Annotated in this window: 24 protein-coding genes and 1 pseudogene; 14 read left to right on the top strand and 11 right to left on the bottom strand. The window is 64.7% G+C overall.

What is annotated here, in order from left to right; genetic code table 11:
- Window positions 1–41: 41 nt before the first annotated feature.
- A complete protein-coding gene (locus tag AYB31_RS18475; protein WP_068830407.1) occupies window positions 42–647 on the top strand; it encodes a tetratricopeptide repeat protein in 606 nt (201 codons plus the stop codon).
- A gap of 3 nt (window positions 648–650) precedes the next feature.
- Here the strand turns inward: AYB31_RS18475 and AYB31_RS18470 are convergent, their stop codons facing one another.
- Entirely contained in the window at window positions 651–974 is a 324-nt protein-coding gene (locus AYB31_RS18470) for a DUF1820 family protein (protein ID WP_068830405.1), read from the bottom strand.
- 141 nt (window positions 975–1,115) lie between these two features.
- On the opposite strand from AYB31_RS18470, the gene miaB reads away from it, so the two are divergent.
- From miaB to lnt, 5 genes are all read left to right on the top strand, one after another.
- Entirely contained in the window at window positions 1,116–2,453 is a 1,338-nt protein-coding gene (gene miaB / locus AYB31_RS18465; protein WP_068830403.1) for a tRNA (N6-isopentenyl adenosine(37)-C2)-methylthiotransferase MiaB, read from the top strand.
- A 105-nt stretch (window positions 2,454–2,558) separates the two neighbouring features.
- The gene (locus AYB31_RS18460; RefSeq protein WP_068830401.1) at window positions 2,559–3,551 is read left to right on the top strand and encodes a PhoH family protein; all 993 of its coding nucleotides are present in this window, start codon (window positions 2,559–2,561) and stop codon (window positions 3,549–3,551) included.
- Window positions 3,544–4,002 (top strand): rRNA maturation RNase YbeY, encoded by a 459-nt coding sequence (ybeY, locus tag AYB31_RS18455; protein WP_068830399.1) that lies wholly within the window; start codon window positions 3,544–3,546, stop codon window positions 4,000–4,002. Before AYB31_RS18460 ends, ybeY begins: the two co-directional genes overlap by 8 nt.
- Window positions 4,003–4,029: 27 nt before the next feature.
- Window positions 4,030–4,866 (top strand): HlyC/CorC family transporter, encoded by an 837-nt coding sequence (locus tag AYB31_RS18450; protein ID WP_068830396.1) that lies wholly within the window; start codon window positions 4,030–4,032, stop codon window positions 4,864–4,866.
- 257 nt (window positions 4,867–5,123) lie between these two features.
- A complete protein-coding gene (lnt, locus tag AYB31_RS18445) occupies window positions 5,124–6,671 on the top strand; it encodes an apolipoprotein N-acyltransferase (protein ID WP_068830394.1) in 1,548 nt (515 codons plus the stop codon).
- 46 nt (window positions 6,672–6,717) lie between these two features.
- Here lnt and AYB31_RS18440 read toward each other — a convergent pair whose 3' ends face one another.
- Together AYB31_RS18440 and AYB31_RS18435 are read right to left on the bottom strand one after the other, a co-directional pair.
- Window positions 6,718–7,485: a YdcF family protein gene (locus AYB31_RS18440; RefSeq protein ID WP_068830392.1), complete on the bottom strand. Its 768-nt coding sequence runs from the start codon at window positions 7,483–7,485 to the stop codon at window positions 6,718–6,720.
- Window positions 7,486–7,547: 62 nt separating this feature from the next.
- Window positions 7,548–8,012 (bottom strand): hypothetical protein, encoded by a 465-nt coding sequence (locus AYB31_RS18435; protein WP_068830390.1) that lies wholly within the window; start codon window positions 8,010–8,012, stop codon window positions 7,548–7,550.
- Window positions 8,013–8,202: 190 nt separating this feature from the next.
- On the opposite strand from AYB31_RS18435, the gene leuS reads away from it, so the two are divergent.
- From leuS to AYB31_RS18410, 5 genes are all read left to right on the top strand, one after another.
- A complete protein-coding gene (gene leuS, locus AYB31_RS18430) occupies window positions 8,203–10,815 on the top strand; it encodes a leucine--tRNA ligase (RefSeq protein ID WP_068830388.1) in 2,613 nt (870 codons plus the stop codon).
- A gap of 71 nt (window positions 10,816–10,886) precedes the next feature.
- The gene (locus AYB31_RS18425) at window positions 10,887–11,498 is read left to right on the top strand and encodes an LPS-assembly lipoprotein LptE (protein WP_068830386.1); all 612 of its coding nucleotides are present in this window, start codon (window positions 10,887–10,889) and stop codon (window positions 11,496–11,498) included.
- Window positions 11,499–11,528: 30 nt separating this feature from the next.
- Window positions 11,529–12,563, top strand: a complete 1,035-nt coding sequence (holA, locus tag AYB31_RS18420) for a DNA polymerase III subunit delta (RefSeq protein WP_068830385.1) — start codon at window positions 11,529–11,531, stop codon at window positions 12,561–12,563.
- A gap of 118 nt (window positions 12,564–12,681) precedes the next feature.
- Window positions 12,682–12,855 (top strand): alternative ribosome rescue factor ArfA, encoded by a 174-nt coding sequence (gene arfA / locus AYB31_RS18415; protein ID WP_068830383.1) that lies wholly within the window; start codon window positions 12,682–12,684, stop codon window positions 12,853–12,855.
- 59 nt (window positions 12,856–12,914) lie between these two features.
- Window positions 12,915–14,204, top strand: a complete 1,290-nt coding sequence (locus tag AYB31_RS18410) for a lytic murein transglycosylase (protein WP_068830381.1) — start codon at window positions 12,915–12,917, stop codon at window positions 14,202–14,204.
- 82 nt (window positions 14,205–14,286) lie between these two features.
- On the opposite strand, the gene AYB31_RS18405 is transcribed toward AYB31_RS18410, so the two are convergent.
- Window positions 14,287–15,168 (bottom strand): DNA-3-methyladenine glycosylase family protein, encoded by an 882-nt coding sequence (locus AYB31_RS18405; protein ID WP_068830379.1) that lies wholly within the window; start codon window positions 15,166–15,168, stop codon window positions 14,287–14,289.
- Between the two features lie 28 nt (window positions 15,169–15,196).
- On the opposite strand from AYB31_RS18405, the pseudogene AYB31_RS22390 reads away from it, so the two are divergent.
- From AYB31_RS22390 to lipA, 3 genes and pseudogenes are all read left to right on the top strand, one after another.
- A pseudogene (locus tag AYB31_RS22390) lies at window positions 15,197–16,081 on the top strand (PAS domain-containing protein); the annotation flags it as partial.
- The gene (locus AYB31_RS22385; protein WP_442961833.1) at window positions 16,061–16,621 is read left to right on the top strand and encodes a methyl-accepting chemotaxis protein; all 561 of its coding nucleotides are present in this window, start codon (window positions 16,061–16,063) and stop codon (window positions 16,619–16,621) included. The pseudogene AYB31_RS22390 and the gene AYB31_RS22385, both read left to right, overlap by 21 nt.
- Before the next feature lie 162 nt (window positions 16,622–16,783).
- Window positions 16,784–17,836, top strand: a complete 1,053-nt coding sequence (gene lipA / locus AYB31_RS18395) for a lipoyl synthase (RefSeq protein WP_068830375.1) — start codon at window positions 16,784–16,786, stop codon at window positions 17,834–17,836.
- A gap of 73 nt (window positions 17,837–17,909) precedes the next feature.
- On the opposite strand, the gene lipB is transcribed toward lipA, so the two are convergent.
- The 7 genes from lipB to mrdA all read right to left on the bottom strand — a co-directional run bounded on the left by lipB (window position 17,910) and on the right by mrdA (window position 25,290).
- Window positions 17,910–18,527: a lipoyl(octanoyl) transferase LipB gene (gene lipB / locus AYB31_RS18390; RefSeq protein WP_068830374.1), complete on the bottom strand. Its 618-nt coding sequence runs from the start codon at window positions 18,525–18,527 to the stop codon at window positions 17,910–17,912.
- Window positions 18,527–18,805 carry a DUF493 domain-containing protein gene (locus tag AYB31_RS18385; protein WP_068830372.1) on the bottom strand — a complete coding sequence of 93 codons (279 nt, stop codon included), beginning with the start codon at window positions 18,803–18,805 and terminating at the stop codon, window positions 18,527–18,529. Before AYB31_RS18385 ends, lipB begins: the two co-directional genes overlap by 1 nt.
- A gap of 122 nt (window positions 18,806–18,927) precedes the next feature.
- Window positions 18,928–20,103 carry a D-alanyl-D-alanine carboxypeptidase family protein gene (locus AYB31_RS18380; protein ID WP_068830370.1) on the bottom strand — a complete coding sequence of 392 codons (1,176 nt, stop codon included), beginning with the start codon at window positions 20,101–20,103 and terminating at the stop codon, window positions 18,928–18,930.
- Window positions 20,104–20,199: 96 nt separating this feature from the next.
- Window positions 20,200–21,210 (bottom strand): septal ring lytic transglycosylase RlpA family protein, encoded by a 1,011-nt coding sequence (locus tag AYB31_RS18375; protein WP_068830368.1) that lies wholly within the window; start codon window positions 21,208–21,210, stop codon window positions 20,200–20,202.
- Window positions 21,207–22,223 (bottom strand): lytic murein transglycosylase B, encoded by a 1,017-nt coding sequence (gene mltB / locus AYB31_RS18370; RefSeq protein WP_082805354.1) that lies wholly within the window; start codon window positions 22,221–22,223, stop codon window positions 21,207–21,209. The genes AYB31_RS18375 and mltB overlap by 4 nt, the downstream gene beginning before the upstream one ends.
- On the bottom strand, window positions 22,220–23,368 hold the full coding sequence (gene rodA / locus AYB31_RS18365) for a rod shape-determining protein RodA (RefSeq protein WP_068830364.1): 1,149 nt from the start codon (window positions 23,366–23,368) through the stop codon (window positions 22,220–22,222). Before rodA ends, mltB begins: the two co-directional genes overlap by 4 nt.
- Entirely contained in the window at window positions 23,365–25,290 is a 1,926-nt protein-coding gene (gene mrdA / locus AYB31_RS18360; protein WP_068830362.1) for a penicillin-binding protein 2, read from the bottom strand. The genes rodA and mrdA overlap by 4 nt, the downstream gene beginning before the upstream one ends.
- Between the last annotated feature and the right edge of the window lie 5 nt (window positions 25,291–25,295).

The following is a 25,295-nucleotide window of genomic DNA, read 5'->3' as shown; positions in this document are numbered from 1 at the left end:
GGCATGCAGCCCGACCGTTCCCCCGAGGCGCTCCGATTTCCATGAAATGCACCGGCCGCAACCTGCTTCTGGGTTGTCTGTTGCTCGCATCACCCGCACTGGCCAGCGCCGGCGACAACTCGTTGCTGGTGCCTACCGAAAGCCGCTGTGCGCTGAACATTCCCGACGAAGACCTGCCCGGCGCGCTGACCGCCTGCCAGGAAGCGGCTCAATTCGGCGATGCCCAGGCCCAGTACGAACTCGGCGAGTTCTACTACAACGGCCAGCGCACCCCGGCCGACCTGCCCAGAGCGCTGCACTGGTTCGAGCTGTCCTCGCTGCAAGGCAATGCCCAGGCGCAACTGCGCCTGGGCAACATGTTCTTCCATGGTGAAGGTGTGCCGGCCAACAAGGTGCAGGCTTACATAGTGCTGAAGATGGCGGCGGTAAATGGCTCGGACGAGGCCATGGACAATGCCGATCAGGTGGCCGAGCAGATGCCGCGCGAAGAGCTGCAGGTCGCCAGCCAGGTGCTGGGGCAGATCTTCCGCAGCTATTTGCTGGAGCTGCAGAACATCGACAACGGCACCCCCAGCCTCACGCCTGCTCCGAACCAGAGCCAAGGCCAGAGCATCAGCCCGCAGGCGCCGGCGTTCGCACCTAACTGACGATCACTTCTCCGGCATCGGCATGGGGAACGGCATCACGTTGCCGCCGCCCTTGGCCTCGCTGATCTTCGGCGTGCCCAGGCGCTCCACCTCGTCGATGCGGATGATCGCGTGCATCGGCACGAAGCTGCGCACTACGCCCTCGAACTGGGCCTTGAGCTTCTCCTCGCTGGGATCGACCACCACCTGGGTGCGCTCGCCGAAGACGAATTCCTCCACCTCCAGGAAGCCCCACAGATCGCTCTGATAGATCTGCTTGGCGTACATCTCGTACACCTGACCCTGGTTCTGGAAGATCACCTTGTAGATAGGTTCGCGTTTGCTCATGGGGGAAGAATAGAGGACGGCTGGAAATCGGGGGCGCGCATCTTAGCACAGGCATCCGTCGCCAACGGCACTTGCCCATTCCCCGAGAGAGGCTATGCCCCTATAATCGCCGGTCATTTTTTAAGCAGCACGACCTTACCCATGGCCAAGAAGCTTTATATCGAAACCCACGGTTGCCAGATGAACGAGTACGACAGCTCGCGCATGGTCGATCTGTTGGGCGAACACCAGGCCCTGGAAGTCACGGAGAACCCGGCAGAGGCCGACGTGATCCTCCTCAATACCTGCTCAATCCGCGAAAAAGCCCAGGACAAGGTGTTCTCCCAGCTGGGCCGCTGGCGCGAGCTGAAGCTGGAAAACCCGGACCTGGTGATCGGCGTCGGCGGCTGCGTGGCCAGCCAGGAAGGCGCCGCCATCCGCGACCGCGCACCCTACGTCGACGTGGTCTTCGGCCCGCAGACCCTGCATCGCCTGCCGGAAATGATCGACGCCGCGCGCAGCACCAAGCAGGCTCAGGTCGATATCAGCTTCCCCGAGATCGAGAAATTCGACCGCCTGCCCGAGGCCCGCGTCGACGGCCCCAGCGCCTTCGTCTCGGTGATGGAAGGCTGCAGCAAGTACTGCACCTTCTGCGTGGTGCCCTACACCCGCGGCGAAGAAGTCAGCCGACCGCTGGTCGACGTGCTGCTGGAAGTCAGCCAGTTGGCCGAGAAAGGCGTGAAGGAAGTCACCCTGCTCGGGCAGAACGTCAACGGCTATCGCGGCCCCTGCACCGACGGGCATATCGCCGACTTCGCCGAACTGCTCTACGCGGTAGCCGAAATCGACGGCATCGAGCGCATCCGCTACACCACCAGCCACCCGCTGGAGTTCTCCGACGCCATCATCCAGGCCCACGCCGATATCCCGCAGCTGGTCAAATACCTGCACCTGCCGGTGCAGTCCGGCTCCGACCGCATCCTCGCGGCGATGAAACGCAACCACACGGCACTGGAATACAAGTCACGTATCCGCAAGCTCAAGGCGGCTGTGCCGGACATTCTGCTCAGCACCGACTTCATCATCGGCTTCCCCGGCGAGACCGAGAAGGACTTCGAGCAGACCATGAAGCTGATCGAGGACGTCGGCTTCGACTTCTCCTATTCCTTCATCTACAGCTCGCGCCCCGGCACCCCGGCCGCCGACCTGGTCGACGACACCCCGGAAGAGGTGAAGAAGCAGCGCCTGTCCATCCTGCAGACGCGCATCGCCCAGCAGGGCTTCGAGAACAGCCGACGCATGGTCGGCACCACCCAGCGCATCCTGGTCAGCGACTACTCGAAGAAGGACCCAGGCATGCTCCAGGGCCGCACCGAGAGCAACCGCGTGGTCAATTTCCGCTGCGACAATCCGCGCCTGATCGGCCAGTTCGTCGACGTGCATATCGATGACGCCCTGCCCCACTCCCTGCGCGGCACATTGCTCGAAACGGCACACTGATCGACCAATGGCTAATATTTCCTCGCACGGGCGAACTTTTCCCGCCGCCCGTGCGGAGTTATCCTCCGCTCATCATTTCTGCCGTCCTGCGGCAACCGGACCCCATTGAACGCCCCCATAGAACCCCATCGCTTTACCCTCGAACCCTTCGAAGCACGCCGCTTCGCCAACCTCTGCGGGCAGTTCGACGAGCATCTGCGCCTGATCGAACAACGCCTGAGCATCGAGATCCGCAACCGCGGCAACCAGTTCGAGCTGATCGGCCCTGTGCAGCACACCCAATCCGCCGAGAACCTGTTGCGTCGCCTGTACCGTGAGACCAAGAGCGCCGAGCTGTCGCCGGAGCTGGTGCACCTGTACCTGCAGGAGTCTGGGCTGGAAGAGCTCGGCAGCGGCAAAGCCGACGGCGGCGTGGCCCTGCGCACCAAGAAGGGCGTGATCAAGCCGCGCGGCGCCAACCAGCAGCGCTACGTCAAGGCCATCCTCGACAACGACATCAACTTCGGCATCGGCCCGGCCGGCACCGGCAAGACCTACCTGGCCGTGGCCTGCGCGGTCGATGCCCTGGAGCGCGAGCAAGTGCGGCGCATCCTGCTGGTGCGCCCGGCGGTGGAAGCCGGCGAGAAGCTCGGCTTCCTCCCCGGCGACCTGGCGCAGAAGATCGACCCCTACCTGCGCCCGCTGTACGACGCCCTGTACGAGATGCTCGGCTTCGAGCAGGTGGCCAGGCTGATCGAGAAACAGGTGATCGAGATCGCCCCGCTGGCCTACATGCGCGGTCGCACCCTTAACAACAGCTTCATCATCCTCGACGAGAGTCAGAACACCACCCTCGAGCAGATGAAGATGTTCCTCACCCGCATCGGCTTCGGCTCCACCGCCGTGATCACCGGCGACATCACCCAGGTCGACCTGCCACGTGGCACCAAGTCCGGCCTGACCCATGTGATGGAAGTGCTGAAAGACGTGCAGGGCATCAGCTTCACCCACTTCAAGCCCAAGGACGTGGTGCGCCACCCACTGGTGCAGCGCATCGTCGAAGCCTACGAGCGCTTCGAGGAAAGCCAGCCGGGCAAGGACAACCCGCGCAATGCTTGAACTGGACCTGCAGAACGCCTCGGCCGCCCGTGAGCTGCCGAGCGAGGAGCAGCTGCGCCGCTGGTGCGAACTGGCCCTGCGCCAGCGCCAGGCCGACTCCGAGCTGACCATCCGCCTGGTCGACGAGGCCGAAGGTCGCGAGCTGAACCACACCTGGCGGCACAAGGACTACGCCACCAACGTGCTGTCCTTCCCGGCCGACGTGCCCGACGAACTGCTGGATATCCCGCTGCTCGGCGACCTGGTGATCTGCGCGCCAGTGGTCGAGCGCGAGGCCGCCGAACAGGGCAAGAGCCGCGAGGCGCACTGGGCGCACCTGGTCATCCACGGTTGCCTGCACCTGCTCGGCTACGACCACATCGAGGATGAGGAAGCCGAGGAAATGGAAGCACTGGAACGAGAATTGCTGGCTGAACTGGGTCACCCCGACCCTTACGCCGACAACGAATAACTGCCAAGAAGGCCCCTGAGAACCACCATGAGCGAAGACCGATCGAGCAACGAGCAGAAGTCCTGGTTCAACAAACTGACCCAAGCTTTTGCTCATGAGCCGAGAAACCGCCAGGAACTGCTGGAAGTCCTGCGCGAAGCCCACCAGAACAAGCTGCTCGACAGCGAGGCGCTGGCCATCGTCGAAGGCGCCATCCAGGTTGCCGACCTGCAGGTACGCGACATCATGGTCCCGCGTTCGCAGATGATCAGCATCAAATCCGGGCAGACTCCCCAGGAATTCCTCCCCGCCATCATCGACTCCGCCCACTCGCGCTACCCGGTGATCGGCGAAAGCATCGACGAAGTGATCGGCATCCTCCTGGCCAAGGACCTGCTGCCGCTGATCCTCGGCAGCGACAAGCCGTTCAACATCAAGGACCTGCTGCGCCCGGCCACCTTCGTGCCGGAGTCCAAGCGCCTCAATGTGCTGCTGCGCGAGTTCCGCGCCAACCACAATCACATGGCCGTGGTCATCGACGAATACGGCGGCGTGGCCGGCCTGGTGACCATCGAAGACGTGCTGGAGCAGATCGTCGGCGACATCGAGGACGAACATGACGTCGAGGAAGACAGCTATATCAAGCCGCTGCCGTCCGGCGACTTCCTGATCAAGGCACTCACGCCGATCGAGAACTTCAACCAGTCCTTCGACACCGAATTCCCCGACGATGAGTTCGACACCGTCGGCGGCCTGGTGATGAGCGCCTTCGGCCACCTGCCCAAGCGCAACGAGGTGACCGAGATCGGCGAGTACCGTTTCCGCGTGCTCAACGCCGACAGCCGCCGCCTGCACCTGCTGCGCCTGACGCCGCTGGAGCGCTAAGCCACTTCCTTGTGGAAGCGGCTTTAGCCGCGATGCACTTACCGAACAGCATCGCGACTGAAGTCGCTCCCACAGACTCGTAGCCCGGAGCGCTAGCACCTCGCAGTACTACTTGTAGGAGGGGCCTTGGCCGCGACTGGAAAGCCACGCGCTGCCAAGGTCGCGGCCAAGGCCCCTCCTACGGCAATCCCTCGGCTTTCTAGCCGCCAACGCTTCCAGTACCCTTGCCCGCCAGACTCCCCGCTCAAGGATGCACGATGCGCTGGATCACCCAACCCGGCTGGCCGGGCAATCTGCTGGCCATGGCCGGCGGCGCCTCCACCACCCTGGCCCTGGCCCCTTTCGATATCTGGCCGCTGGCACTGCTCGCCATCGCCCTCTTCTACCTCGGCCTGCGTGAGCTGAATCCGCGCCAGGCCCTGCTACGCGGTTGGTGCTACGGCCTCGGCCTGTTCCTCGCCGGCACCAGCTGGATCTACGTCAGCATCCACGACTACGGCGCCGCCTCGGTACCGCTGGCGGCCTTCCTGACCTTCGGCTTCTGCGCCGGCGTGGCACTGTTCTTCGCCCTGCCCGCCTGGCTCTGGGCACGCTGGCTACGCCGTAACGACGCGCCCATCGCCGACGCCCTGGCCTTCGCCGCCCTGTGGCTGGCCCAGGAAGCTTTTCGTGGCTGGTTCCTCACCGGCTTCCCCTGGCTGTACTCCGGCTACAGCCAGCTGCAGGGCCCACTGGCCGGCCTGGCCCCGGTCGGCGGCATGTGGCTGATCTCCCTGGTTCTGGCGCTCAGTTCCGCCCTGCTGGTCAACCTGCCTCGCGTGCGCCGTCACAAACCCCGCCTGGCAGCGGCCCTGGTTCTGCTGCTGGCCCCCTGGCTGGCCTGCCTGGCGCTCAACGGCCAGGCCTGGACCACGCCCAAGGGCGAGCCGCTCAAGGTCGCCGCCATCCAGGGCAACGTCGCGCAGAACCTCAAGTGGGACCCGGCCCAGCTCGACGCCCAACTGGCCCTGTACCGCGACCTGACCCTGAGCAGCCGGGCCGCCGACCTGATCGTCTGGCCGGAAACCGCCGTGCCGGTGCTCAAGGAATACGCCGAGGGCTACCTGAAAGTGATGGGCCGGGTGGCCGCCGAGCGCGACGCCGCGCTGATCACCGGCGTACCGCTGCGCCAGGTCAACGAGCGCGGCGAGAAGCGCTACTACAACGGCATCACGGTGACCGGCTGGGGCGAAGGCACCTATCTGAAGCAGAAGCTGGTGCCCTTCGGCGAGTACGTACCGCTGCAGGACCTGCTGCGCGGGCTGATCGCCTTCTTCGACCTGCCGATGTCCGACTTCGCCCGCGGCCCGGCCGACCAGGGTCCGCTGCTGGCCAAGGACGTGCGCATCGCGCCGTTCATCTGCTACGAAGTGGTGTACCCGGAGTTCGCCGCCGAACTGGCCGCGCGCAGCGACCTGCTGCTGACAGTGAGCAACGACACCTGGTTCGGCACCTCCATCGGCCCGCTGCAGCACCTGCAAATGGCACAGATGCGCGCCCTGGAAGCCGGGCGCTGGATGATCCGCGCCACCAACAACGGCATCACCGCGCTGATCGACCCGCAGGGCCGCATCACCACGCAGATCCCGCAGTTCCAGCAGGCCGTGCTCTACGGCGAGGTACAGCCCATGCAGGGCCTGACGCCCTACCTGCTCTGGCGCGGCTGGCCGCTGACGGCCTTGTGCAGCCTGTTGCTGGCCTGGGCACTCTGGGCACGACGCCGCGACACCCGCACTGCGGCCCCGCAAACCGCCTGTACCCAGTAAGGCTGAAGGTGGACTCGCCGCGACGCGGCAGCCCACTGCCCCAGCCTCAGCGATAGAGCAGCGGATAGACCGCCAGCCCCAGGGCCTCGTTAAGCAGGCGGGTGTTCTGCCACAAGGCCTTGCTCTCCGGCAGCCAGCCGCCCAGCGGCCGCTCGTTGGGCACCCCGAGAAAACCCAGCGGCGCCGCCACCACTTCCAGCCCCTGCTGCTCGAAGCACCAGCGCGCACGCGGCATATGCGCCGCCTGGGTCACCAGCACCACACGGCGAATGCCTTCGCCACGCAGCATCTCGGCGCTGAGCAAGGCATTCTCCCAGGTGGTGCGGCTGCGCTCTTCGCGCCAGCGCGTCGCGACGCCGAAATCGCGCTGCAGGGCATCCGCCATCAGTCCCGCCTCACTCGGTGGCTGACCGTAGTGCAGGCCGCCACTGATCAGGATCGGCAGGCTCGACGCACGCTGCAATCGGGCCGCGTAGCGCAGACGCTCGATTGCGGTGACGCTGGGCTGGTCGCTGCCCCAGGCGGGATCGGCCTCCTCGCGTCCCGAACCGAGAATCACGATGACTTCGGCCCGCTGCGCCAGCCCGGCCCACTCACCTTCCGCCAGGGCAGGCTCCCGCTCGATCTGCCGCCCCGCCCACTCCATGACCGCCGGCAGGCTGAACAGCCACAACCCCGCCAGACCGATTGCCAGGCACAGACTGGCCAAGCGTGGCCGTCCCAGCCAGGCCCAGAGCAGCCAGGCCAGCAGAATCAGCAGGAGAAAGCCGCCAGGCGGCAGGATCAATTGTTTGAGGATAAAGCGCAGTTCCATGGGCACCTCCAAGTGCCCGCAGAGACTATGTGCAGTTGGCGACCTAGTCGAGAGCGTAGACGCTAGCGCGGCTGCCCGGCGCGGAACAGCTTGGAGCCGCAGGCGGTGCATGGCAGCACGCCTTCACCACGCTGGATCTGCGCCACTGCGCCACACAAGGCGCAGCAGAGCTGCTGACGCTTCCTGATCAGGGGTTTGCCGCGCACTGGCGCCACCTTGCCCTGCGGCCGGCTCGGCGCCTTGCCGCTCGCCTTGCTCGCGGCTCGCCCCTGACGCACCGGCAGCAGCTCGATCGACGCCAGCTCTTCGGCCGCCGCATGCCAGCCGCGCAGCCAGTTCAAGTCGCGATCGAGATAGGCACGAATCAGCTCCAGCTCGGCCGGGGTCAGACCGCGCAGCTCCAGTTCCAGCGGTGCGGCCTGATGCAGACGGGTTGCGGTATCCGCCTCCTCCAGCGCCAGGGCAAGGCGCTGCAACAGCCGCTCGTAGAGCCCGCCCCCTGCCTCCGTCTGCCGCAACTCTGCCATCATCACCTCAACCGGGCGCCGTCGCTGCACGCCCCTGTGACAAGCTTAGCGTCGGCCCGCCCGGCAACCGGACGCCGCGACAAACGGCGACCGGGCCCGCGAGCCGGGGGCAATCAGGGTTTCCCTGAATCGAGGGGGCTCATGTATGCTACGGCGTTTCTCGAAGCCCCTATTTCAGCGCCGAAACCCCATGCACGAACAGTATTCGCCCCGTGATATCGAAGCCGCCGCCCAGACCCACTGGAACGAGCAGAAATCCTTTGTAGTGAGCGAGCAACCAGGCAAGGAGACCTTCTACTGCCTGTCGATGTTCCCCTACCCGAGCGGCAAGCTGCACATGGGCCACGTGCGCAACTACACCATCGGTGACGTGATCGCCCGCTACCAGCGTATGCAGGGCAAGAACGTACTGCAGCCGATGGGTTGGGACGCCTTCGGCATGCCGGCGGAAAACGCCGCGATGAAAAACAAGGTCGCGCCGGCCAAGTGGACCTACGAAAACATCGACTACATGAAGACCCAGCTGAAATCGCTGGGCCTGGCCATCGACTGGACTCGCGAAGTCACCACCTGCAAGCCGGACTACTACCGCTGGGAACAGTGGCTGTTCACCAAGTTGTTCGAGAAGGGCGTGATCTATCGCAAGAACGGCACCGTCAACTGGGACCCGGTCGACCAGACCGTCCTGGCCAACGAGCAGGTCATCGACGGCCGTGGCTGGCGTTCGGGCGCGCTGATCGAGAAGCGCGAAATCCCGATGTACTACTTCAAGATCACCGCCTATGCCGAAGAGCTGCTGAGCAGCCTGGATGAGCTGGAGGGCTGGCCCGAGCAGGTCAAGACCATGCAGCGCAACTGGATCGGCAAGAGCTTCGGTGCCGACATCGTGTTCGATTACGACGTCGCCAGCATCGGCATCGACGGCCAGCTCAAGGTCTACTCGACCCGTCCCGACACCCTGATGGGCGCCACCTACGTCGCCGTGGCCGCCGAGCACCCGCTGGCCCAGCGTGCCGCCGAGGCCAACCCGGCCATCGCCGCCTTTATCGCCGAATGCAAGGCAGGCTCCGTGGCCGAGGCCGACATGGCCACCATGGAGAAGAAGGGCCTGGCCACCGGCCAGTTCGTCATCCATCCGCTGACCGGCGACAAGCTGCCGGTATTCGTCGCCAACTACGTGCTGTGGGGCTACGGCGAAGGCGCGGTGATGGCCGTACCGGCACATGACGAGCGTGACTTCGAGTTCGCGGGCAAGTACGACCTGCCGATCAAGCAGGTCTACACCGGCGAAGGCAAGGACTACGACACCAGCACCTGGCAGGACTGGTACGGCGACAAGGCCGGTCTGACCACCATCAACTCCGGCAAGTACGACAACCTCGACTTCACCGCTGCCTTCGATGCCATCGTCGGCGACCTGGAAGCCAGCGAGCACGGCACGCGCAAGACCCAGTTCCGTCTGCGTGACTGGGGCATCAGCCGCCAGCGCTACTGGGGCTGCCCGATCCCGATCATCCACTGCCCGAGCTGTGGCGACGTACCCGTGCCGGAAGACCAGCTGCCGGTAGTCCTGCCGGAAGACGTGGTACCGGACGGTGCCGGTTCGCCGCTGGCCAAGATGCCCGAGTTCTACGAGTGCACCTGCCCGAAATGCGGCAGCGCGGCCAAGCGTGAAACCGACACCATGGACACTTTCGTCGAGTCGTCCTGGTACTACGCGCGCTACGCCTCGCCGAGCTACACCGGCGGCATGGTCGACCCGCAGGCCGCCAACCACTGGCTGCCGGTGGACCAGTACATCGGCGGTATCGAGCACGCCATCCTGCACCTCTTGTACGCGCGCTTCTTCCACAAGCTGATGCGTGACGAAGGTCTGGTCACCTCCAACGAGCCGTTCAAGAACCTGCTGACCCAGGGCATGGTGGTCGCCGAGACCTACTACCGCACCCTGGAAAACGGCGGCAAGGACTGGTTCAACCCGGCCGACGTGGAAGTCGAACGCGACGCCAAGGCCAAGGTCATCGGCGCCAAGCTGAAGAGCGACGGCCTGCCGGTGGAAATCGGCGGCACCGAGAAGATGTCCAAGTCGAAGAACAACGGCGTCGACCCGCAGGCCATGATCGACGCCTACGGCGCCGACACCTGCCGCCTGTTCATGATGTTTGCCTCGCCGCCCGACATGAGCTGCGAGTGGTCGGACGCCGGTATCGAAGGCGCCAACCGCTTCCTGCGCCGCGTCTGGCGCCTGGCCCATGGCCACGTCAGCGCCGGCCTGCCGGGCGCACTGGAAGTTACCAGCCTGAACGACGAGCAGAAGGCCGTACGTCGCGCCATTCACCTGGCCATCAAGCAGGCCAGCAACGATGTCGGCCAGCACCACAAGTTCAACACCGCCATCGCCCAGGTGATGACCCTGATGAACGTGCTGGAGAAGGCCGCTACCGCCACCGAACAGGACCGCGCCCTGCTGCAGCAGGGCCTGGAAACCGTGGCTCTGCTGCTGGCGCCGATCACCCCGCATATCTGCCACGAACTGTGGCAACAGCTGGGCAAGAGCGGCGCCATCATCGATGCAGCCTGGCCGCAGGTCGACGAAAGTGCCCTGGTGCAGGACAACCTGACCCTGGTCATCCAGGTCAACGGCAAGCTGCGTGGGCAGATCGAAGTGCCGGCCAGCGCCAGCCGCGAGGAAGTCGAGGCTGCCGCCCGCGCCAACGAGAACGTGCAGCGCTTCACCGAAGGGGTGACCATCCGCAAGGTCATCGTGGTACCGGGCAAGCTGGTCAACATTGTTGCCAACTGAGTAGTCGCCAACTGATTAAGCCCGGCGCCATGCCCGCATGGCACCGGGACTCTCCAAGGGGATAGAAGAGAATGATGAAACGGAATCTGCTGATCGTCGCGATGGCCACCCTGCTCAGTGCCTGTGGCTTCCAGCTGCGCGGCACGGGCGATGCCGACTTCGCCATCAAGGAAATCGACCTGCAGGCACGCAATGCCTACGGCGACACGGTCAAGGATCTGCGCCAACTGCTCGAGAACAGTGGAGTCAAGGTGCACAACGGCGCGCCCTATCGCCTGTTCCTGGCCAACGAGCAGCAGGACCAGCGCACCGCCAGCTATACCAGCAGCGCGCGCAGCGTCGAGTATGAGCTGACCAGCAAACTGGACTACGAGATCCGCGGCAGCAAGAACATGCTGCTGTTGCAGGATCAGCTGGAAGTGCAGACCACCTACGTGCACGACGGCAACAACCTAACCGGCTCCAGCCAGGAATCCGAACAGGTGCGCAAGGAGATGCGTCGCGAGCTGGTTCAACAGCTCTCCCTGCGCCTGCAGCTGCTGACCCCGGCCAAGCTGGAGCAACTGCAGCAGGAAGCCGAAGCCAAGGCCCAGGCCGAAGCGGAAGCCGCCGCCGCGGCTCGTCGTGCCGAGCAGGAGTCGGCGCCGCAGCAGTCGCCGATCCAGCTGCCGATCAGCCAGTAAGCGGATAGGGCCGGGAAACCGGCCCCGGCGATGAAGCTCAATCCCAACCAGCTCGGCAAACACCTGCAGGGCGGCCTCGCCCCGGTCTACGTGGTCAGCGGCGATGAACCGCTGCTGTGCCAGGAGGCCGAGGACGCCATTCGCGCTGCCGCTCGCGCACAAGGCGTCAGCGAGCGCCAGGTGTTCCATGCCGAGGCCAGTTTCGACTGGGGCCTGCTCTACGAGGCAGGCGCCAGCCTGTCGCTGTTTGCCGAGAAGCGTTTGCTCGAACTGCGCATCAACAATGGCAAGCCTGGCGACAAGGGCACTGCGGCCATCCTCGAATACCTGCAGCGTCCGCCGGAAGACACCACCTTGCTCATCAGCCTGCCCAAGCTCGATGGCAGCACGCAGAAGACCAAGTGGGCCAAGGCCCTGATCGAAGGCCCCAACAGCCAGTTCCTGCAGATCTGGCCCGTGGACGCCGCCCAGCTACCCGCCTGGATTCGTCAGCGCCTGTCCCAGGCCGGCTTGGCCGCCAGCCAGGAAGCAGTGGAGCTGATCGCCGCCCGCGTCGAGGGCAACCTGCTGGCCGCCGCCCAGGAAATCGAGAAGCTCAAGCTGCTCGCCGAAGGCAACCAGGTGGACGCCAGCACCGTACAGGCGGCGGTGGCCGACAGTGCCCGTTATGACGTGTTCGGCCTGATCGATGCCATCCTCAACGGCGAGGCCGCGCATGCCCAGCGCATGCTCGAAGGCTTGCGCGGCGAGGGCGTCGAGTCGCTGTTCATCCTGGTCATGCTGGCGCGCGAACTGCGCCAGCTGGCCGGCATCGCCCAGCAGTACAGCCAGGGCGTACCACTGGAAAAAGCCTTCGCCAGCGCCCGCCCGCCGATCTGGGACAAACGCCGCCCGCTGATCGCCAAGGCCGTGCAACGCCACACTGCAGCGCGCTGGCACCAACTGCTGATCGACGCCCAGCGCATCGACGCCCAGGTCAAGGGCCAGGCCGCCGGCGACCCATGGCGCAGTCTTTCCCGCCTGGCCATGCTGATGGCCGGTCAGCGTCTGTCACTGAGCGAATAACCCGACGGCGCTAGCGGAATAGCCGTCCTGCAGCCTCCCGACAGCATCTGGACATTTTTCAACCAGCGGCGCATAGTCCGCGCCGTCCGCAATCTCGCGGCCCAGCGAGGAACCCAAGATGAGCAAGAAAGCCGGCAAACGGCCGAACAAGGCCAAATCCATCGTCGCCCAACCCCTGTTCCGCTGCCGTCAGGAGCAGCCCAAGAAAGGCAAAGGCAGCTACCGCCGCGAAGCCTCCCAGCAAAACTGGGAGGCTTCTTGCTTTATGGCGCCGGAAAGTAAAGCCGCCTGATCCGCGCCTGCGGGCATGATAAGGTCGCAGCCTGACTGGCAAGACCGAGACACCACAACATGCTCCACCGCCCTGCCTACCGCCGCTCGAGCTGCCTGCTCATCGCCGGCATCCTGCTTCTCGGCGCCTGCGCCGAAACACCCCAGACCGACCCTGGCCAGCCGACCGGCACCGCCCTGCCGCAAGCCCCGAGCGCTGCCAAACCGCCGATTCAGGTTGCAACAGCCGCCACCCCGGCCATCGACTTCGCCGACTGGCGCCAACAGTTTCGCGACAAGGCCCTGCGGGCCGGCATCCAGCCCGCGCTGTTCGAACGCGCCTTCGCCGGCGTAGCCCCCGACCCCGCGGTGGTTCGTGCCGACGGTGCACAACCGGAGTTCACCCGTTCGGTCTGGGAGTACCTGGAAGGCGCCATTTCACCGACCCGGGTACGCAAGGGCCAGGCCCTGTTGCGTGAACATGCGGCTGCCCTGGATGCCATCGAGCAGCGCTACGGCGTCAACCGTGAAGTACTGGTGGCAATCTGGGGCATGGAGAGCAGCTTCGGCCAGTTCATGGGCGACAACTCCGTGATCCGCTCACTGGCCACCCTGGCCTATGAAGGTCGCCGCCCGCAGTTTGCCGAGAGTCAGCTGCTGGCCGCGCTGCAGATCCTGCAGAGCGGTGATACTACGCCCGCCGGGCTGCGCGGTTCCTGGGCCGGCGCCATGGGCCAGACCCAGTTCATCCCCACCACCTACCTGAGCCATGCGGTGGATTTCGACGGTGACGGCCGCCGCGACATCTGGAATTCCAGCGCCGACGCCCTGGCCTCGGCCGCCCACTACCTGCAGGCCTCCGGTTGGCAGATGGACAAACCCTGGGGCTTCCAGGTCGCCCTGCCGGACACGTTCGACTACGCCCTGGCCGACAGCGACATTCGCAAGACCTACGCCGAATGGCATGTACTGGGCATCAAGGGCACGCCGCAAGGCCTTGCCGCCGACGACCGCGGTTACCTGCTGCTGCCCGCCGGCCATCGTGGCCCGGCCTTCCTGGTGTTCGGCAACTTCGGCGCCATCCTCAAGTACAACAACTCCTCGTCCTATGCCCTGGCCGTAGGCCTGCTCGGCGCCAGCTTCGACGGCGGCGGACAGATCAGCGGCGGCTGGCCGAAGGATGAGCGCCCGCTCGGGCGCAGCGAACGCATCGCCCTGCAGGAAGGTCTGGCCGCACGCGGCTACAACCCGGGCCCGGCCGACGGCATCATCGGCGCCAACACCCGCCGTGCCGTGCGTGCCTTCCAGCAGAGCCTGGGACTACCGGCCGACGGCTACCCGACTCCGGCGCTGCTGCAGCGGCTGCGCTGAGCAAAGGCTGCTGCGCGCCGGCCGGGCGTTGTCGGATAGAGGCCCGCTCTAGCTCGCGAGCCTTTGCGCGATGCCTGAGAGCTTACGACATCGCCCAGAGATGCGCGGCCACCAGCGCTCGCCAGGGCGCGAAGGGCAGCAGCCAGTCGCGCACGAAGGGCTGGCTGAGTTTCTCCTCCGCCCCCAGCAGCCTCTGCAGCTGACGACGCACGGCGGCGTCGCCATGCAGCGAGCCGTCCAGCCTGGCGAAGCCGCGCAGCAGGGCGTAGTCCACAGTCCAGGGGCCGATGCCCTTTAACGCCAGCAGGCGCTCGCCTATGGCTTCGGCCGGCTCGTCCTCCAGCCAAGCGTCCAAGGGCAGGCGCCCTTCTACAACTTCACGAGCCAGCAATAACAGGGCCTGGGTCTTGGCCCGGGAGAAACCGGCCTGGCCCAGCGCATTCTCGTCCAGCGCAGCCACCGCGCCAGCGTCCGGGTAGCAGAACAGGCCACTGGAGTGGCGCCGCCCGGCCAGCTGGATCAGCTTGCGGCGCAGGGAAATGGCCACCGGCAGGCTGATCTGCTGACCGCTGATCGCCCAGCTCAATGCCTCGAACGGCGAGGCCGACTGCGGCACGCGCAGGCCGTGGTTGATAGCGATCAATCGGCCCAGCAACGGGTGATCGGCATGTGCAACCTCGAAATCCGCGACCGCCTGGGTCAGACCCAGCATGCGCTCGGCCAGGCTACGCAGGGCTGCCGGATCATCCGCAGTCACCCCGTCGACCTCCAGCGTCACCCGTACCCGTTCCACCGAGAAACGTATGCTCAGGCGCGCCGGCAGGCCCTGCCAGAGAATGCCCTTGTCCAGTCCCGCCTCGCTCACCTGCTCGGCCACGGCCTGCACATCCCGGCGGTGGAAGGTCAGCAGATCATCCACCCGGTAATCGACGGGCAGCGGCAGGGTGAGTTCGATTCGCGACATCTGGCTCTCGCAGGCAGGAGGGAAAGCAATGGTTCGGAGACTACACTGCGAGGACTGTGGATTTCCTGCTAACGGCCGATCACTAGGCGGATACCACGCGCGATCATCAGGTTCTCTCTGCAAAGGTGCCTTGCCGATGTTCAACAGCAAGCTTAAAGAAGAGGTGGCACAGCTGCGCGACGAGCTCGCCAGCATGCGGCAGATCCGGGACTCCATCTACAGCGAGATGCTGGTACTGGAGCTCGACCCGAGCGGCAAGGTGCGCTACGCCAACGACAACTTCCTCGACGAGATGCTCTACGCGCGCGACGCCCTGATCGGTCGTACCCTGGAGTCGCTAATCCCGGAGTCCTTCCGCGGCGAGGGCAACTACCCGAAGCTGCAACAGGCCCTGCGCAACCACGAGCACATCAGCGGCGCCTATCGCCTACTGCGTGGCAATGGCGAAGAAGCCTGGCTGCGCGCCATCTGGCAGCCGGTGCTGAACGGCCAGGGCAAGCTGGCCTACTTCACCCTCTGCGCCAACGACCTGACCCGCACCATCAGCACCTCCAAGGAACACGAGGGACTGATCGGCGCCCTGCTGCGCTCCACAGCGGTAATCGAGTTCAATCTGGCCGGCGAAGTGCTGACCGCCAATGAACGCTTCCTCGGTGGCATGGGCTACCGCCTGGAGCAGATCAAGGGCCAGCACCACCGCATGTTCTGCGAGCCGGAAGAGTACAACTCGCAGGACTACCGCGACTTCTGGGCACGCCTGAACCGCGGCGAGTTCGTCGCTGGACGCTTCAAGCGGGTCGACAGCCATGGCCGCACGGTCTGGCTGGAGGCCTCCTACAACCCGATAGTCGACAGCCACAACCGTCTGTACAAGGTGGTCAAGTTCGCCACCGTGATCACCGAGCAGATCAACCAGGAACAGGCCGTAACCGAAGCGGCGAACATCGCCTACGGCATCTCCCGGCAGACCGACGACAGCGCCAACAAGGGCGCCGCCGTGGTCAGCCAGACGGTCGAGGTGATGCAGCGCATCGCCCGTCAGGTGCAAGAAGCCAGCGACGGTATCGAGGCCCTTGGCAAGCAGTCGCAGCTGATCAGCACGATCATGCAGACCATTCGCGGCATCGCCGACCAGACCAACCTGCTGGCACTGAACGCCGCCATCGAGGCCGCTCGCGCAGGTGAACAGGGCCGCGGCTTCGCCGTGGTCGCCGACGAGGTACGCCAGCTGGCCGGACGCACCAGTCAGGCCACCGAGGAAATCGTCGAGGTCGTGCAGAAGAACCAGAATCTGGCGCAAGAGGCCGTGGACAGCATGGCCAGCAGTCGCCAACAGGCCGAGCAGGGCTTGAACCTGGCCAACGAAGCCGGGGCGGTGATCGTCGAGATCCAGGAAGGCGCACAGCAGGTGGTGCAAGCCATCGGTCAGTTCGCCAGCCAGTTGAAGAGCTGAGGCGCGAGCATCGGGGAAAGCGCGGGCGTAACACAGCGGACGCGACCTGTCGCCTGAGCCCAGGTGTTGCTGGCCGTCGGCAGCCGTTACAAGTCGGCTATGGTAGACTGCGCCCCGGCCAAAAGCCCGCTACCGAAGCCTCCTACCGGAGCCGAGATCTCGATGTCCGACACAGCCCCGCCCAAGCCCGTCTCCAGCGGCGAAAAATTCCGCACCGCCCAAGGCATCACCGCGATCAAGGATGGTCAGAAACGCCGTGCCGCGGCCGAACCCCAGGTCGTCGAGCCCAAGCCGAGCTGGCTGCGGGTCAAGGCACCCAGCGGCAGCCGCTTCGAGGCAGTCAAGCGCAATGTCGGCGAGCATCGCCTGAGCACCGTCTGCCAGGAGTCCCACTGCCCGAATATGGGCGAGTGCTGGTCCAACGGCACTGCCACCATCATGCTGATGGGCTCGGTCTGCACCCGCGCCTGCCGCTTCTGCGCGGTCGACACCGGTAACCCGAATGGCTGGCTGGATCTGGAAGAGCCGCAGAACACCGCCAAGTCGGTGGAGCTGATGGGCCTGCGCTACATCGTGCTGACCTCGGTGGACCGCGACGACCTGGCCGATGGCGGCGCTGCGCACTACGCGGCCTGCGTCCAGGCCATCAAGGCCAACACGCCGCAGGTGGTGGTGGAAGCCCTGACCCCGGATTTCGACGGCGACCAGCAAGCCATCGCCCGTGTGGTGGACTCCGGCCTGGAGGTGTTCGCACAGAACGTCGAGACGGTCGAACGCCTGACCCACGTGGTACGCGACCCGCGCGCCGGCTACGAGAAGACCCTCAAGGTGCTGGAGTTCGCCAAACAGCACCGCCCTTCGGTCATCACCAAGACCAGCCTGATGCTCGGCCTGGGCGAGACCGACGAGGAAATCCTGCAGACCATGGATGACCTGCGCGCCATCGGCGTGGACATCCTGACCCTCGGCCAGTACCTGCAACCCACCCGCAACCACCTGACGGTACAGCGCTGGGTCAGCCCAGAAGAGTTCAACCGTTTCCGTGACATCGGCCTGGAAAAAGGCTTCATGGAAGTCGCCGCCGGGCCGCTGGTTCGCTCCAGCTACCGCGCCGACCGCGTGTTCGAGAAGAACAACCTGGGTCTGGCAGCCCCGGTTCCGGTGCCCAGCCAGCAGCAGAACGACAGCCTGATTCCGGCGCTCAACCTGAACTGAGTGTTCTCTCGGGAAAACAAGAAGGCCCTGAAGCAGCATTGAGCAGCTGCTTCAGGGCCTTCTGCATTTCATCTCAGGCGTAGCCCAGACGCTCGCGCAGGGCGCGCTCCAGACGCTGTTCCACCTCGTCTAGCGAAGGCGGAGCCTGCAACAAGTCCTTGAGCTGGATCATCTTCAGGCCGGCATAGCCGCAGGGATTGATGCGCTGAAACGGCGTCATGTCCATATCGACGTTCAGCGCCAGGCCATGGAACGAGCAGCCATTACGCACCCGCAGGCCCAGCGAGGCGATCTTGTCGCCATTCACATACACCCCTGGGGCGTCGGCTTTCGGCGCCGCCTCGATGCCGTAGTCCGCCAGCACATCGACCAGCGACTGTTCCATGGCCGTCACCAGCTCGCGCACGCCCAGCTTCTGGCGGCGCAAGTTCAACATCAAATAAGCCACCAATTGGCCGGGACCATGATAGGTGACCTGGCCACCGCGCTCGACCTGGATCACCGGGATATCCCCAGGCGCCAGCAGGTGCTCGGCCTTGCCAGCCTGCCCCTGGGTGAATACGCGGGGATGCTGCAGCAGCCAGATCTCGTCAGGGGTCTGCTCATTGCGCTCGACAGTGAAGCTGCGCATGGCTTCCAGGGTCGGCAGGTACTCCACCAACCCCAGGTGACGCACGACAACTTTGGCCACTAGAGCACCATGTGCACGCGGCCCGTGGCCTTGAGGTCGAGGTGAATGGCCTGCAGTTGTTCCACACCGGTGGCAGTGATCAGCACCTGCACGGAGAGGAAACGTCCATTGCGACTGTCGCGCACCACCAGGCTGGTAGAGTCGAAGCCGGGCGCATGACGCTGCATGATCTCGACGATCAGGTCGGTGAAGCCCTCACCAGCCTCGCCGATCACCTTGATCGGGTAACGCTCGCAGGGAAATTCGATTTTCGGGGCAGATACTTCGCTATCGGTCATCGCGGTCTCTCCGGGTTTGTCGCCCGTGAAATGCAGGACGCCCCGATGGCGGGGCGTCCTTGTGAGTCATGAGCCTAATTTTGGGCCCGTACGGCAGCCTTTCAAGGCCGCCCTGCGACTCTCTAGTTGAACAGGCCGTAGAAGAACAGGCGGATGCTATCCCACAAGCGACGGAAGAAGCCGCCTTCTTCCACCTCTTCCAGGGCGATCAGGTTGGCGCTGTGCACCACCTCATCACCCAGTTTGACCTCGACCTTACCGATCACGTCACCCTGCTTGAGCGGCGCCACCAGTTGCGGGTCCAGCACCATCACCGCCTGCAGTTGCTTGACCTGGCCCTTGGGCAGGGTCATCGACAGGTCCTCGGCCAGACCGGCCTTGACCTGACGGGCAGTGCCTTTCCAGACGGTGGCCTGGGTCAGCTCCTCACCCTTCTTGTAGAAGGTCTGGGTCTCGAAGAAACGGAATCCATAGGTCAGCAGCTTCTGCGTCTCGGCGGCACGGGTCTTCTCGCTGTCGGTCCCGAACACCGCGGTGATCATGCGCGCGCCGTCGCGCACGGCGGAAGCCACCAGGCAGTAACCGGCTTCGTTGGTGTGACCTGTCTTCAGGCCATCGACGGTGCTATCGCGCCACAGCAGCAGGTTGCGGTTGCCCTGCTTGATGTTGTTCCAGAAGAACTCCTTCTGCGAGTAGATCGCATAGTGCTGCTTGTCTTCGTTGATGATGGCGCGCGCCAGGATGGCCATGTCATGGGCACTGGAGTAGTGCTCCGGGTCAGGCAGGCCGGTTGCGTTCATGAAGTGCGAGTTGTTCATGCCGAGCTTCTCGGCGGTGGCATTCATCATGTCGGCGAAGGCGTCTTCGCTGCCGGCGATGTATTCGGCCAGCGCGATGCTGGCGTCGTTGCCGGACTGGATGATGATGCCGTGCAGCAGGTCGTTCACCTTCACCTGGCTGTTCACCGGCAGGAACATGGTCGAACCACCGGATGCAGCACCACCGGTACGCCAGGCGTGCTCGCTGACGGTGACCATGTCCTCCTCGCCGATCTGGCCCTTGCGGATCTCCAGGGTGGCGATATAGGCCGTCATCAGTTTGGTCAGGCTGGCCGGCGGCAGGCGTTGGTCACCGTTGTTTTCCACCAGCACCTTGCCGCTGGCGGCATCCATCAGCACATAGGACTTGGCGGCCAGCTGCGGAGGCGCCGGAATAGCAGATTCGGCAGATACGACGAGTGGCGCGACCAACAGCGTGGCCAGCAGGGAAAGGCGTTGGGCAAAGCGGGAGATGTTCATCCGTCTCTCTGAAAGTTGCGTTTCAACAATGGCGCAGGCGGACTATTGTCCGCCTGCGTTCGGCACCGCCCTCCGGGCGGCGTACCAAAGGTTCACTCAGTCGGGCCGCACCAGGGTCGGCTCGCCGAGCTTGGCCAGGCGCACGCTGTCCTGCAGCTGCAGCGCCTCAGCCTGGGTTTCGACCGGGCCCAGACGCACCCGGTGCAAGATCTGCTGGTTGCGCACCACCGAGCTGATAAACACCTTGGCAGGCACCGTTTGGCTCAACTTGTCCTTGAGAAGTTCCGCAGCGTCCGGATTGGCGAAGGCGCCCACTTGGAGATACAGGCCAGAGGCTGCGGGCGAAGCGTTTTTTTTTACCTCGACCTGCACCGGCAGCACGGCGGCCGCGTGCTGTGCCGGCGGCGGGCTGTACTGCTCGACCGGCTGGGCCTGGACCACGGCAGCTGCAGCCTCGGGTGCCGGAGCAGCGGAGCTGGCCATCTTCGGCTGGGCCAGCACCATGGGTACGGGACGCCCCTGCGCCGCCCACCACTCGTGCGGGTCGATACCTTCCACCTTGACCCGGGCGGTACCGTTCTCGGCATAGCCGAGCTTCTTCGCTGCGGCGAAGGACAGGTCGATGATGCGATCGGAATAGAACGGGCCACGGTCGTTGACCCGCAGGATCACCGTCTTGCCGTTATCCAGGTTGGTCACCCGCACGTAGCTGGGCAGCGGCAGGGTCTTGTGCGCGGCGGTCATGCCGTACAGATCGTAGGCCTCGCCATTGGCCGTGGCCTGACCATGGAACTTGGTGCCGTACCAGGAGGCGGTACCGGTGGCGACATAGCGCCGGCCGTCCTGGATCGGGTAGTAGGTCTTGCCCATCACCGTGTAGGGGTTGGCCTTGAAGCGGCCGTAGTGCGGCATCGGCACGGCGTCAGGGATGCGCGACACGTCGACATCCCACCAGGGCGCGCCATCGCGGTGCGGACGGTTGAAGTCCATCGGCCCGGAAATCGGTTGCGAGCCAGGCGCCACCGGCTGCGGCGCGCGACTGCTGGAGCAACTGGCCAGCGCCAGGCCCAGGGCCGCCAGAGCCAATCCGCGCAGAGCCTTGCTCATGGCTTGCTCCGTCTGGCCAGCAACTCATTGGACAGCTGGTATACCGCCATGGAGTACATGGCGCTGCGGTTGTAACGGGTGATCACGTAAAAGTTGGGCAGCCCCATCCAGTATTCCTCGCCCTCGGCACCGTCGAAACGGAAAGCGGTGACCGGGACATCGTCGCGCAGCACATCACTGCTGGTCCAGCCCAGAGCACGCAGCTGACCGACATTCATCGTCGGATCGAGCCCCTGGGTCAGGCCGCTATCAGCCTGCTCGCCCTTGACCTGGGCACGACTGACCACCGGCTCGCCGGCCGTCCAGCCGTGTCGTTTGAAGTAGCTGGCGACGCTGCCGATGGCGTCCACCGGGTTGCTCCAGATATCGATATGGCCGTCGCCGTCGAAATCCACGGCATAGGCCCGGAAGCTGCCTGGCATGAATTGCGGCAAGCCCATCGCCCCGGCATAGGAGCCCTTGCGGCTAAGCGGTTCGACCTGCTGCTCGCGAGCCAGCAGCAGGAACTCGCGCAGCTGCTGGCAGAAGAACTCGGCACGCGGCGGGTAATCGAAGCACAGGGTGGAGAGCGCATCGAGCACACGCCAGCTGCCGGTATTGCCACCGTAGAAGGTTTCCACGCCGATGATCGCGACGATGATCTGCGCCGGCACGCCGTATTCCTGTTCGGCGCGAGCCAGTGCCTCGGCGTGCTGGCTCCAGAAATCCACACCCTTGCTGATGCGCGCTTCGGTGATGAAGATCGGCCGATAGTCCTTCCAGGGCTTTACCTTTTCCGCCGGCCGGGAGATGGCATCGAGAATGGCCTGCTTGCGTTCCACCTGATCGAACAGTGCAGTCAGCTGCTCACTGGCGAAGCCATGGTCGCGGGTCATTTCGGCGACGAACTCGGCCACCTGCGGCGAGCCCTGATATTCCCCGGCGGCCTGTGCCTGCCCGGCCATGCCGAGCAGCGCCACCATGGCGACACCCCAGCTACGCATTGCTTGATTCAAATTCAGCACTCTTGTCATGACTGGGCGATCCACTTGCGGTGCGTCTGAATCGCCATCAAAACCCCAAACCCAGACAACAGCGTCACCAGATGGGTTCCGCCATAGCTAATGAAGGGCAGGGGTACCCCCACCACCGGCAACAGCCCACTGACCATGCCGATGTTAACGAACACATAGACGAAGAACGTCATGGTCAGGCTGCCGGCCAGCAACTTGCCGAACAGGGTCTGCGCATTGGCGGTGATGACCAGGCCGCGAGCGATCAGCAGCAGGTAGACCAACAGCAGGATACACACCCCGACCATGCCGAACTCTTCGCTCAGCACGGCAATGATAAAGTCCGTATGGCTTTCCGGCAAAAAATCCAGGTGCGACTGGGTGCCGAGCAACCAACCCTTGCCGAATACCCCGCCCGAGCCAATGGCCGCCTTGGACTGGATGATGTTCCAGCCGGTGCCCAGCGGATCACTCTCGGGATTGAGGAAGGTCAGCACCCGCTGCTTCTGATATTCGCGCAGCACGAAGAACCACATGGCCACGGCAATCGGCACCACGGCCGCTACCGCACCGATGATCCAGCGCCATTGCAGGCCGGCCATGAACAGCACGAAGGCACCCGAGGCCAGGATCAGCAGCGAGGTGCCGAGGTCCGGCTGCTTGAGAATCAGCACGAAGGGTATGCCGATCAGTACCAGGCTGATGCAGATGTGCTTGAGCTTGGGCGGCAGATTGTGCCGTGCCAGGTACCAGGCGATGGTCGCCGGCATGATGATCTTCATGAACTCCGAGGGCTGGAAGCGAATCAACCCGGGGATGTTGATCCAGCGAGTCGCGCCCATGGCCGTGTGGCCCATCACCTCGACCACCGCCAGCAACGCCACGCCACCGATATAGGCCAGCGGCACCCAACGCGCCATGAAGCGTGGCTCGAACTGCGCGATGACCAGGGCAGCGACCAGGCCGATACCGAAGGAACTGCCCTGCTTGATCACCAGATCCCAGTTCTTGCCGCTGGCCGAATACAACACGAACAGGCTGCCCGCCCCCAGCACCAGCAGGATCAGCAGCAGCCAGCCATCGATGTGCAGGCGCTGCAGCAGGCTCGCGCGCCGCTTGAAGACGTCCTCGTCGGAGATACTGCGGTCGAATTCCTGGCGTTTCATGGCTGCTCGCGGGCCTCATCTGCTGCCGACTGCGGCGGCCGGTACTCGGGTTTCAGCTGACCATCTTCGCCCAGCAGCCAGGCATCCATCACCTGCTTGACCACGGGCGCGGCCACACCGGAACCGGACTCGCCGTTCTCCACCATCACCGCTACGGCGATTTTCGGCGCCTCGGCCGGAGCGAAGGCGACGAACAAAGCATGGTCGCGGTGGCGCTCGGCTATCTTGGAGCGGTCGTACTTCTCACCCTGCTTGATCGCCACCACCTGTGCCGTACCGCTCTTGCCGGCAATACGATAGACGGAAGTGGCACCGACCTTGGCCGCCGTGCCGCGCGGCCCGTGCACGACCATTTCCATGCCGTTGCGGCCATAGTCCCAGAACTTCGGATCACGCAGCTGGATATCGGGGGGCGTTTCGGCGCTTTCGATCAGGCCCGCCTGCATCAACTGCATGGCGCTGCGCCCTTCCGCATCGCGCAGCAGGTGCGGGCGAATCCACTTGCCGCGGGTGGCCATCAGGCTGACGGCCTGGGCCAGCTGCAGCGGCGTGGCCTGCATGTAGCCCTGACCGATACCGAGGATCAGCGTCTCGCCCGGATACCAGGCCTGACGGTAGCGCGCGCGCTTCCATTCGCGCGACGGCATCAGTCCGGCAGTTTCCTCGAACATGTCCAACGACACCCGCTGGCCCAGCCCGAAGCGGGTCATGTAGTCGTGCAGGCGATCGATGCCCATCTTGTGGGCCAGATCGTAAAAGTAAGTGTCATTGGAGCGCATGATGGCGTACTCCAGATTCACCGAGCCATCGCCATTGCGGTTCCAGTTGCGATATTTGTGGCTATTGCCGGGCAGCTGGTAGTAGCCCGGATCGAACACCCGGGTCTGCGGCGTGACCACGCCGGCATCCAGGCCGGACACCGCCACCATCGGCTTGATGGTCGAGCCTGGCGGATACAGCCCGCGCAACACCCGGTTGAACAGCGGCCGGTCGATGGAGTCGCGCAGCTCGGCATAGGCCTTGAAGCCGATCCCGGTGACAAAGGGGTTGGGGTCAAAGCTCGGCTGGCTGACCATGGCCAAGACTTCGCCGCTGGACGGCTCGATCGCCACCACGGCGCCACGACGACCGGCCAAGGCCCGCTCGGCAGCCTGTTGCAGCTGGATATCGAGGGTCAGAGTCAGGTCCGTACCCGGTACCGGGTCGGTGCGTTTGAGCACGCGCAAGACCCGGCCACGGGCGTTGGTTTCCACCTCTTCATAGCCGACCTGGCCATGCAGCAACGGCTCGTAGAAGCGCTCGATGCCGGTCTTGCCGATATGGTGGGTACCGCTGTAATTGATTGGATCGAGCTGTTTCAGCTCTTGCTCGTTGATCCGTCCGACATAACCCACTGAGTGGGCGAAGTGATCCTTCTGCGGGTAATGACGCACCAGTTGCGCGACCACCTCGACACCCGGCAGACGGAACTGGTTGACCGCGATGCGGGCAATCTGCTCCTCGGAAAGCTCGAACAGCACCGGCACCGGCTCGAAAGGGCGGCGCCCCTGCTGCATGCGTTTTTCGAACAGCGCCCGGTCATCGGGAGTCAGTTCCAGCACCTCGACGACCGCATCCAGCACCTGACGCCAGTCGCCGGCGCGCTCGCGGGTCAGGGTCAGACTGAAGCTGGGCCGGTTGTCGGCGATGATCACCCCGTTGCGGTCGAAGATCAGCCCACGGGTGGGCGGAATCGGCTGCACATGGATGCGGTTGTTCTCGGCCAGGGTCGAGTGGTGCTCGTACTGGATCACCTGCAGGTAATACATCCGCGCCACCAGCACCAGCGTCAGCAGCAGCACTATTCCACCGCCGACGAACACGCGGCGACGCACCTGGCGGGCGTCCCTCTCGTGATCCTTGAGGCGTATAGGTTGTGGCATCGACT

Source organism: Pseudomonas sp. BMS12 (assembly GCF_001592875.1).
Taxonomy (GTDB): domain Bacteria; phylum Pseudomonadota; class Gammaproteobacteria; order Pseudomonadales; family Pseudomonadaceae; genus Aquipseudomonas.
Note: the sequence above shows the minus strand (reverse complement) of the source record. Positions and strands in the feature narration are given on the sequence as shown.